The organism is Bacillus sp. FG16, from assembly GCF_057809515.1.
In genome coordinates, this window is the sequence record NZ_JBMDKC010000151.1 from 1 (window position 1) to 8,682 (window position 8,682).

At 36.2% G+C, this 8,682-nt stretch carries 10 protein-coding genes; 2 read left to right on the top strand and 8 right to left on the bottom strand.

What is annotated here, in order from left to right; translation table 11 throughout:
• Nucleotides 1-163 precede the first annotated feature (163 nt).
• Entirely contained in the window at nucleotides 164-622 is a 459-nt protein-coding gene (locus tag ACODS7_RS29710) for a SprT family protein (RefSeq protein ID WP_016083957.1), read from the bottom strand.
• Between the two features lie 195 nt (nucleotides 623-817).
• Between ACODS7_RS29710 and cmpA the strand changes: the two genes are divergently transcribed.
• The gene (gene cmpA / locus ACODS7_RS29715; RefSeq protein WP_001143640.1) at nucleotides 818-934 is read left to right on the top strand and encodes a cortex morphogenetic protein CmpA; all 117 of its coding nucleotides are present in this window, start codon (nucleotides 818-820) and stop codon (nucleotides 932-934) included.
• 57 nt (nucleotides 935-991) lie between these two features.
• Here the strand turns inward: cmpA and ACODS7_RS29720 are convergent, their stop codons facing one another.
• From ACODS7_RS29720 to acpS, 6 genes are all read right to left on the bottom strand, one after another.
• Entirely contained in the window at nucleotides 992-3,160 is a 2,169-nt protein-coding gene (locus ACODS7_RS29720) for a Tex family protein (RefSeq protein ID WP_142333837.1), read from the bottom strand.
• Between the two features lie 68 nt (nucleotides 3,161-3,228).
• Nucleotides 3,229-3,579, bottom strand: coding sequence for a type II toxin-antitoxin system endoribonuclease NdoA (ndoA, locus tag ACODS7_RS29725; RefSeq protein ID WP_000635965.1), 351 nt, complete (start codon nucleotides 3,577-3,579; stop codon nucleotides 3,229-3,231).
• 4 nt (nucleotides 3,580-3,583) lie between these two features.
• On the bottom strand, nucleotides 3,584-3,871 hold the full coding sequence (locus ACODS7_RS29730; RefSeq protein WP_000004570.1) for an antitoxin EndoAI: 288 nt from the start codon (nucleotides 3,869-3,871) through the stop codon (nucleotides 3,584-3,586).
• A gap of 308 nt (nucleotides 3,872-4,179) precedes the next feature.
• Nucleotides 4,180-5,349: an alanine racemase gene (gene alr / locus ACODS7_RS29735; protein ID WP_243169276.1), complete on the bottom strand. Its 1,170-nt coding sequence runs from the start codon at nucleotides 5,347-5,349 to the stop codon at nucleotides 4,180-4,182.
• 117 nt (nucleotides 5,350-5,466) lie between these two features.
• Nucleotides 5,467-6,480, bottom strand: coding sequence for a LolA family protein (locus ACODS7_RS29740; RefSeq protein WP_488828285.1), 1,014 nt, complete (start codon nucleotides 6,478-6,480; stop codon nucleotides 5,467-5,469).
• 93 nt (nucleotides 6,481-6,573) lie between these two features.
• Complete coding sequence (acpS, locus tag ACODS7_RS29745) at nucleotides 6,574-6,933, bottom strand: holo-ACP synthase (RefSeq protein ID WP_000583418.1); 360 nt, start codon at nucleotides 6,931-6,933, stop codon at nucleotides 6,574-6,576.
• Between the two features lie 93 nt (nucleotides 6,934-7,026).
• Here acpS and ACODS7_RS29750 point away from each other — a divergent pair, with 93 nt between their 5' ends.
• Entirely contained in the window at nucleotides 7,027-7,599 is a 573-nt protein-coding gene (locus ACODS7_RS29750; protein ID WP_000908525.1) for a rhomboid family intramembrane serine protease, read from the top strand.
• On the opposite strand, the gene uvsE is transcribed toward ACODS7_RS29750, so the two are convergent.
• A complete protein-coding gene (uvsE, locus tag ACODS7_RS29755) occupies nucleotides 7,592-8,554 on the bottom strand; it encodes a UV DNA damage repair endonuclease UvsE (protein WP_000961146.1) in 963 nt (320 codons plus the stop codon). The genes ACODS7_RS29750 and uvsE overlap by 8 nt on opposite strands.
• Between the last annotated feature and the right edge of the window lie 128 nt (nucleotides 8,555-8,682).

Below are 8,682 nucleotides of genomic sequence, written 5' to 3' on the forward strand. Positions count from 1 at the left end.
TACGACCGATCGGTTAACAGCCGATAGCTCTACCACTGAGCTACTGCGGAATAATGAAGACAATTTGTATCTTATAAAAATTCTTTCTGTAAGTCAAGAAGTTTTTAACAACATCTTGTTCAAACGTGACATGTTTATAATATACTGGATTGCGTTTTTACTGTCAAGATGTTTTCGATATCGGTTTGAGTTTCCCTTTACACTTTCCGCAGACATATCTTTTTGTATTTATTTGACGCCTTCTTACATATTGAAGTAAACACTCCATACATTCATACTTATAAATCTTTTTTTCCTTCTCTTCATTAATCATTCGTTTACAAAAACGCGGTGCATCAACTTTCTTTAACAACTCACGAAAATCTCTGTCCCTGTGCTTATACCCTCTTCCTGTAATATGCAAGTGATAATGACACAGTTCATGTTTGATGATTCCGATTAACTCCTCCTTACCATACATTTCGTAATATCGATAATTCAGTTCAACATTGTGACTCTTCAACAGATAACGCCCACCAGTTGTACGCAGCCTACTATTGAACGTTGCTTTATGTAAAAATGGCATTCCGAAGTATTGTAGCGATACTTCTTCCACTAGCCGTTGAATTTCTTCCTCGTCCATTCTCATTCCTCCTAAACAAAAAAATATTTTTACACTTTTCACGCTTCTTATACATATATTAAATAGTACATATACCCATCCTCATTCAAGACGCGTGGTTTCTAAAAACACAACATGAATAGAAATCCACTCACCAACCTCTCATCAATAGCACTTTAGATTTTTGAGAGTAGGATTAAACAAGGAGGGATTCCTATGCCTACGTGGCTAAAAAAACAGATGCAACGTGCATATTTCGAAAAAAACCGGTATCAAATTAAATTGCTAAATGAATGCTGGTTTTATTATAGCAAAATACATCAAAACTCATAATCCATTACACTTTTTATTCTATAAAAAAAGAGCAGTTTCATCTGCTCTCTTCTCTTACTATTCAATCGGCAACATAGATAGTGCAACGCGTCCCTTTTTTGTATCAATATCATCTACCCATACTTTTACAATTTGTCCTACTGATACAACATCTAACGGATGCTTTACAAACTGTTTACTAAGCTTAGAAATATGCACTAAACCATCTTGCTTTACGCCTACATCAACAAAAGCACCAAAATCAACAACGTTACGCACTGTTCCTTCTAGTTCCATACCACGTTTTAAATCTTCTAATTTCAAAATCCCTTTTTTCAGAAGTGGTTTAGGCAACTCATCCCTCATATCTCGTTCCGGGCTAATGAGCGCATCTATAATATCAACTAACGTCGGCTCCCCAACTCCCGTTTCTTGAGACAACTTAGAAATCTCCACTTCTTCCAATCTCTTTTGTAATTGCGGTTGTCCTACGTCATCTATCGATAACCCTAAACTCTTCAATAACAATTCAACATTTTTATATTGTTCGGGATGAATACCTGTTCGATCTAATGGATTCGCTCCTTCTAATATACGCAAGAAACCTATACATTGTTCGTACGTCTTTGCACCTAAACGTGGGATTTTCTTTAGTTCCGTGCGCTTTGTGAATTTCCCATCCTCTTCTCTCTTTGCCACAATATTTTTCGCAACAGTTTTCGATAAACCTGAAACATATTGTAACAATGCAACCGAAGCCGTATTTACATTAACCCCAACTTGGTTAACAGCTGTCTCTACTACAAATGTTAATGACTCATTCAATCTCTTTTGAGATACATCATGTTGGTATTGTCCAACCCCAACTGATTTAGGATCAATTTTCACAAGTTCAGCAAGTGGATCTTGCAGACGTCTTCCAATAGAAACGGCACTTCTCTCTTCAACTTGTAAATTTGGGAATTCCTCACGGGCTAAATCAGAAGCTGAATATACACTAGCACCCGCTTCATTTACAATAATATAAAAGACGTCCTGTTTCACACTTTGTAATACATCTACTATAAATTCTTCTGTTTCTCTAGATGCTGTCCCATTACCAATTGCAATCATTTCAACTTGATATTTATCTATAATAGAAAGAACTTTCGTTTTTGCATCATCATATTTACGAACAGGCGGATGCGGATAAATAACATCAATATGTAGTACTTTCCCCGTATCATCTACTACAGACAATTTACAACCAGTTCTATATGCCGGATCTACCGCTAGCACGACTTTCCCTTTCATCGGAGGTTGTAATAATAAGTTACGTAAGTTCTCAGAGAAAATATGTATCGCTTGTTCTTCAGCTGTTTCTGTTAATTCTTTACGAATTTCTCTTTCAATTGAAGATTGAATTAATCGTTTATAACCATCTTCAATCGCTAATTGTACATAATGCGCACTTTTAGAATCGTTATCACGAATTACTTTCTTATATAAGAAATTTAATATCTCATCTACTGGTGGGACAACAGAAACTCTCAATATATCTTCTTTCTCACCGCGATTCATTGCTAATACACGATGCGGTACTACTTTTTGCAATGGTTCTTCATAACTGTAATACATTTCATATATATTCTTTTCATCTTTTTCTTCACCTTTTACAGACGAAGACATAATACCTTTTCTAAAAGTAACATTTCGAATCCAACTACGATACGCAGCTTCATCTGAAATCATTTCTGCAATAATATCTTGTGCACCTTGTAAAGCTTCTTCTGCAGATTGCACTTCTTTCTCTGCATTAATAAATTCCACTGCCTTTTTAGCCGGTTCTTCTTTCTTATATAACAATAACCATTCAGCTAACGGTTCTAACCCTTTTTCTTTTGCAATCGTTGCTTTCGTTCTTCTTTTCTCTTTATATGGACGATATAAATCTTCTACTTCCTGCAACTTTGTAGCTTTAACAATTTGCTGTCTTAGCTCTCCTGTCAGTTTTCCCTTCTCATCAATAAGACGAATAACTTCTTCCTTCCTATCTTCAAGTTGCATCATATATTGCCATCTCTCTAAAATCGCACGAATTTGCACCTCATCTAAAGAGCCTGTCCATTCTTTTCGGTAACGAGCAATAAATGGAACTGTGTTACCTTCTTCTGTTAATTGAATAACATGACGAACTTGCTTTTCGCTAAAGCCTAATTCTTTCACTAACATTTTCATTAACGCTTGTCGATTATCTACCATTTCCATATACAACCGTAACCTCCTCTATAATAAAAAAAAGTTGCCCTTCAAAGAGAGCAACTTAAACTGCCGATTTAAAAATCTATTAGTCCTAAACTAATTTGTAACGCTTCATCTACACGACTCATCATCACTTCATCTAAATGAGTGATTTTGTCCGTTAAGCGTTGCTTATCGATTGTTCGAATCTGCTCAAGTAAAATAACAGAATCTCTCTCAAAACCATACTTTTTCGCATCAATTTCCACATGAGTGGGTAATTTCGCTTTTTGAATCTGTGCAGTAATAGCCGCTACAATCACCGTTGGACTAAAACGATTTCCGATGTCATTTTGAATGACAAGAACCGGACGAACGCCTCCTTGCTCAGAACCAACAACTGGGGAAAGGTCTGCAAAATACACGTCGCCGCGTTTTACAATCAAAATATTACCCCCCGCTAACTAAGCGTTCTACTGTATGAGCTGCTTCATACTCCGCTAAGAAAGCTTCAGATGCAATACCAAGATTAATTTTTCCCATTTCAATATACCCACGTCGCATTGATTCATGTTGGTAGCGTTTCTTCGTCTTATGTTGACGCAATAACAATTGTGTTGCCTGGCAAATTAGTTCATGGCGATTCTTATTCTCTTGTTTTCCAATTCCGTCCAATTCCGTTACCATTTGCTTTGGCAACCGAACCACGATTTCAGTAGTTACACTTGATTCGGACACAAAAATACACCTCCACCGTCAACTACACACCCAAATATATATATGACACCTATTGTAATAATACCATTGTATGGAGCCTGTTGCAAAGACTTCCTTATTCCTTGCTTATGTTTTCCAATTCACAAACAAAACATTCATCTTCTTAAATTTTTTATCTCATAACTAACTAAAAACAATAGAACTCCTCTTCAAAACTTACGTGTAACTTATATAAAAAATGATTATAAGTAAAAAGCTTCTCATCAAAAAGAGCTTATTATCCAGCAATGAACAGTCACTCCAATGACAAGAAGCAATCATACTACCTTCTATATATTGTTCAAGTAATTAATTATCTCTACAACCTTACCATTCCGTATAAATATTCTTGGCACACGGAAACTGATCGTTGCAATAATTTCATAATTAATAGTCCCTGAATATTCCGCAACCTCTGTAGCGCTAATATACTCATCCCCCTGCCTTCCAATAAGCGTAACTTTCGTACCAAGTGGCACTTCACAAGGAAGATGAATCATGAACTGATCCATTGTTACTCGCCCTACAATCGGTACCCTTTTACCATTTATAAGCACTTCAAATCCTTGTAATCTTCTAAGCCATCCATCTGCATAACCAATCGCTACAGTCGCGATCCATTCTTCAGTTTTCGTTCGGTAAGTGACATTATAACTAATTCCATCACCTTTAATCACCTGTTTAATATGAGCTACTTTCGTATGCAGTGATAGCGCCGGTTCTAATTCAAATGGTAAAAAAGGACGTATTTCTACAGAAGGAGATAATCCATACATTGCAATCCCAATTCGCACTGCATTAAATGTAATCCCTTGAAAACGTAACGTGGCAGCACTATTAGCTGTATGGACAAACTTAGGATCCACTCCGAATTCTTTCAACCAACTTAACTGCTCTAAGAACGTGTTATATTGCTTATCAAAATATGAAGTCTCAACCTCATCTGCCGTTGCAAAATGCGTGTATACTCCTTCTAACTCTAAAAACGGTGCACCTTCTAAACTCTTTAAAAATGCTTTCAGTTCTTTTCTTTCACGTATTCCAATTCTCCCCATACCACTATCAAAGTTAATATGGAATTTCATTACAGATGAACCATCCCAAAGTTTAATTGCTTCGTCCACCCATTCTTTTTGAAAAACAGTTAGCGCTACATCATTTTCAGCAGCTACATTTACATCACGCGGCGGCGAGGGACCTAACACTAAAATCGGCACAGTAATACCAGCCCTCCGAAGCACTAAAGCTTCATCTAAAAAAGCAACTGCTAACCTTGTTGCACCCGCTTCTAATGCCGTTTTAGCCACCGGTACATAATCGCGCCCATATGCATTTGCTTTAACTACAGCAAAAATCTCTACATTACTTGGGATGAACTCTTTAATATGCGTAACGTTGTTATAAATGGCATCTAAATCCACTTCTACCCAAGTGTCACGGTAAAATGGTGCTTCTTCCATAAATACACTTCCTTATACACGATATGCGAAGCTTATTCTTTTATATGCTTCTTTTATGAAATCCACCTTCAAACTAAGAAAAGACGTGGTGCACATATATCACCACGTCTAAGAAGTTTACTTCACCTGCTTCGCTGTAACTGAACGAGCAACCATTAGTAGCTCCTTCGGCTCTAAACCTTTAGACACGAGCATATATTCTACTCCGTTATGCGACCACGTTACAGAGTCTTTCGTCAATGCACCAATCGTAAACCCAAGATCAACTGGTTCTCCACTTACACTTACCGCTGATGAAGCCTCTGCAACTTTTGCCTTTTCTTGTATTAAAGTAAAGGATTTCTTATTTCCAGTGTATGTGAGTATCGCACGCTTGCCACTGTCTGTCTTCAACTCTTTTTCATCTTGCAAAGTCATACCTTGCGGTGTATCAAGTGGATACAAAATAGCAAACGGTTTTTCTTCTTTCGCTGTTGTTTGAACATCTACCTGCGCTCTAGACATATTTTGTTTCGTATCAAATGCACCTTTATCAAATTTCGCATCGAATTTCACCTTAGAGAAATCTACTTTCACAAGAACATTTTGATCATTATCCATTAACTTCACTGAAACTGGAGTCAAATCGCTCTTCTTCAGCGTAATCTCTTGTTTCGGCAACATATTTTGATGTTGATAGTTTGTTTTTGTTTTAAAAATATAATACTTATCTGTTTTCTCGAAAGTAAGGTTTTTCTTATCCTGCAAAATATCTCTTACAAGTGATTCATATAAATAAGCCTGGCTGCTATTTTGCGGCCAATCACTTTGAAAACGGAAGCTCTTATTAAGTGCTGGCGTTAATACAAATACACCTTCTTCATTTCTTAAAATGATTTGGCTCTGATCTTTTTTTGCATTCTTTAAATTCACACGATAAAAAGACGGTTCCTTATGCCAAATCTCTACATTATACTCCTGAGGCTCATTTCCTGTTTTAATAGATAATTTCGCTTCAGCTTGATAACTTTTCATCCCTTTTACTTTCGCTTCTAAATCTCTCACGACATCATCTTGTTTCTTTTCCACACAACCCGCCAACACAAAAACGGTCAACAAACCGACAAGAACTAAAAACAGACGCCTTTTCATCACTTCAGCCCCTTTGCCCCTATAAATGAATGGAAGATGTACCTTCCTTATCGCTACCTCAAATATATGAGACAAAGATATAAAATATGCAGACTAGCGTGACGAGCTTTCTAAAACAACTTGAGCAACAGCAAATTCCTTACTATGACTAATCGATAAATGAACAACATACTCTGTACTTGTAATCAGAATCGGCTTACCTCTTTCATCATTTTTCACTTCAATATCTAAAAAGCTCACTTCTTTCCCGATACCAGTACCTACAGCTTTTGAATACGCCTCTTTCGCTGCAAACCTTCCAGCTACAAACTCTGTAAGACGACTTCCTTTCAGCTCCATAGCAACATTACGTTCATTTTCTGTTAAAATACGTTCCATAAATTTAAGCTTTCCATCTAGCATTTTTTCAATACGATTTAATTCAATAATATCGATTCCAATCCCTATAATCATTTCAAAATCCCCTTCTTCTATTTAACTTTCTTCTTTCATATTGATAAGAATAACAGAGAATCTTTCTGATGCAAAAGGGGTGATAGTAACCGTATGCTAATAAGATCTACTCAGATTTCTTTACAACCGACTATTCTCACCTTACTTTTTATTCACTTAGTCATGATGATATTAGGCGACTTTTTCCTCTTCCCACTGGCAGCCTCTAATGAATATATCGCTAAAGGAGAATGGTGGCGTGTCATAACTTCCCTTCTGGTACACGTAGACTTACAACATTTTCTTTCTAATAGTATTTTTTTGTTTGCACTTGGTTCTTCTATTGAAAAGCAACTCGGACACTTTTCTTTTTTTATTCTATTTTTTCTTTCTGGAATTTCTGGAAATATTTCTTCTTATATTATTATGCCTCCTGAATATATTCACGCAGGTGCATCAGGTGGTATTTTCGGACTATTAGGCGCACAATTATTTTTATTGTACAATCGATACCGCTCTTCAAAACCAAAAGAAATTGCCATTTTCTCAATTATGATACTTCTATTACTGCTATTTACTTTCTTTAATCCTTCCGCCAATCCGATCAGTCATTTAACAGGTTTAATAACCGGCGGCATTTTAACTCCTTTTTTAACAAAAAAAAACGATGGTGCAAAGCTTATTTAATATAAAAGCTTGCACCATCGATAATTTCTACATCTACCTGTTCGCTTAAATCCCTCATTAATTGAAATAAAGACTCATCCTTCATCTTCGCCTCAATCATACAATCAATTTGCGGAACACTTCCCTTTATCCTTCTTAAAAAAGATAAAAATGCGTCTACATTAATATAATCTGCATGAGCTCTTGGATCTTTTCCCTCTCTAGGGCTAGAAATATGCATTTTAACCGGCAACAAAGATGTTTCCCACGTATGAACAACACGTGCCCAATCTTCATACCAATCTTCTTGCTCATTATTCATCATATGGTGATGCAAATCAAACACGACGGGAATATCTAATTTTTCTCCTAAATATAATGTTTCCTCTAACGTAAAAGTTGTATCATCATTTTCTAATATAATCATTTCTTGAATACCCCTTGGGACATTAGACCAATTCTCTATAAAACGCTCTAATGCAAGTTCTTTATCTTTATACCCTCCTCCAACATGCAGTACACATCGTTGCTTATGTTCAATCCCCATGCCTTTTAATAATTTTTTGTGCATCTGCAGTGTCTTTACAGATTGTTTAAAAACACTCTCCTCAGGTGAATTTAGTACAACAAAATGATCTGGATGGAAATCAATTCGCATATTCATATGAATTGCATATTCACCTAATTCTTTCAATTTTTCTTTTAAAGGACGAATATAGTTCCACTCTAGCAATTCCTCATGATTCGCTAAAGGAATGAGCTTAGAACTAAGCCGAAAGAAAGATATGTCATGTCCCTTATTATGCTTTAATAAACGTAAACAATTTTCCAAATTGGAATTAGCAATTCTTTCAAGTTTACGAATTGCAGCATCACGATCATCTATTTTCTGAAACTGTGCGTACGTCATCGTTTGAGATGGGGATGCATTCTTCAAATGCACACTCATCGCAACGTAACCAAGCCTTACAAGCATATAACAGCCCCTTTTCTATCATAACTACTATGTAGTATGCACAATTACAGAAATAAAAAAAGAGAATGCCAGCAAATGAACTGCACCCCAATTGTTAGACACAGTCTAACAATTGGAGGTGCAGTTTT

What these genes read in the sequence shown, in the direction of transcription:
- ACODS7_RS29710 (WP_016083957.1), bottom strand. Translation starts at nt 622, where the DNA reads ATGGACGAGGAAGAAATTCAACGGCTAGTGGAAGAAGTATCGCTACAA.
- cmpA (WP_001143640.1), top strand. Translation starts at nt 818, where the DNA reads ATGCCTACGTGGCTAAAAAAACAGATGCAACGTGCATATTTCGAAAAA.
- ACODS7_RS29720 (WP_142333837.1), bottom strand. Translation starts at nt 3,160, where the DNA reads ATGGAAATGGTAGATAATCGACAAGCGTTAATGAAAATGTTAGTGAAA.
- alr (WP_243169276.1), bottom strand. Translation starts at nt 5,349, where the DNA reads ATGGAAGAAGCACCATTTTACCGTGACACTTGGGTAGAAGTGGATTTA.
- ACODS7_RS29740 (WP_488828285.1), bottom strand. Translation starts at nt 6,480, where the DNA reads ATGAAAAGGCGTCTGTTTTTAGTTCTTGTCGGTTTGTTGACCGTTTTT.
- acpS (WP_000583418.1), bottom strand. Translation starts at nt 6,933, where the DNA reads ATGATTATAGGGATTGGAATCGATATTATTGAATTAAATCGTATTGAA.
- ACODS7_RS29750 (WP_000908525.1), top strand. Translation starts at nt 7,027, where the DNA reads ATGCTAATAAGATCTACTCAGATTTCTTTACAACCGACTATTCTCACC.
- uvsE (WP_000961146.1), bottom strand. Translation starts at nt 8,554, where the DNA reads ATGCTTGTAAGGCTTGGTTACGTTGCGATGAGTGTGCATTTGAAGAAT.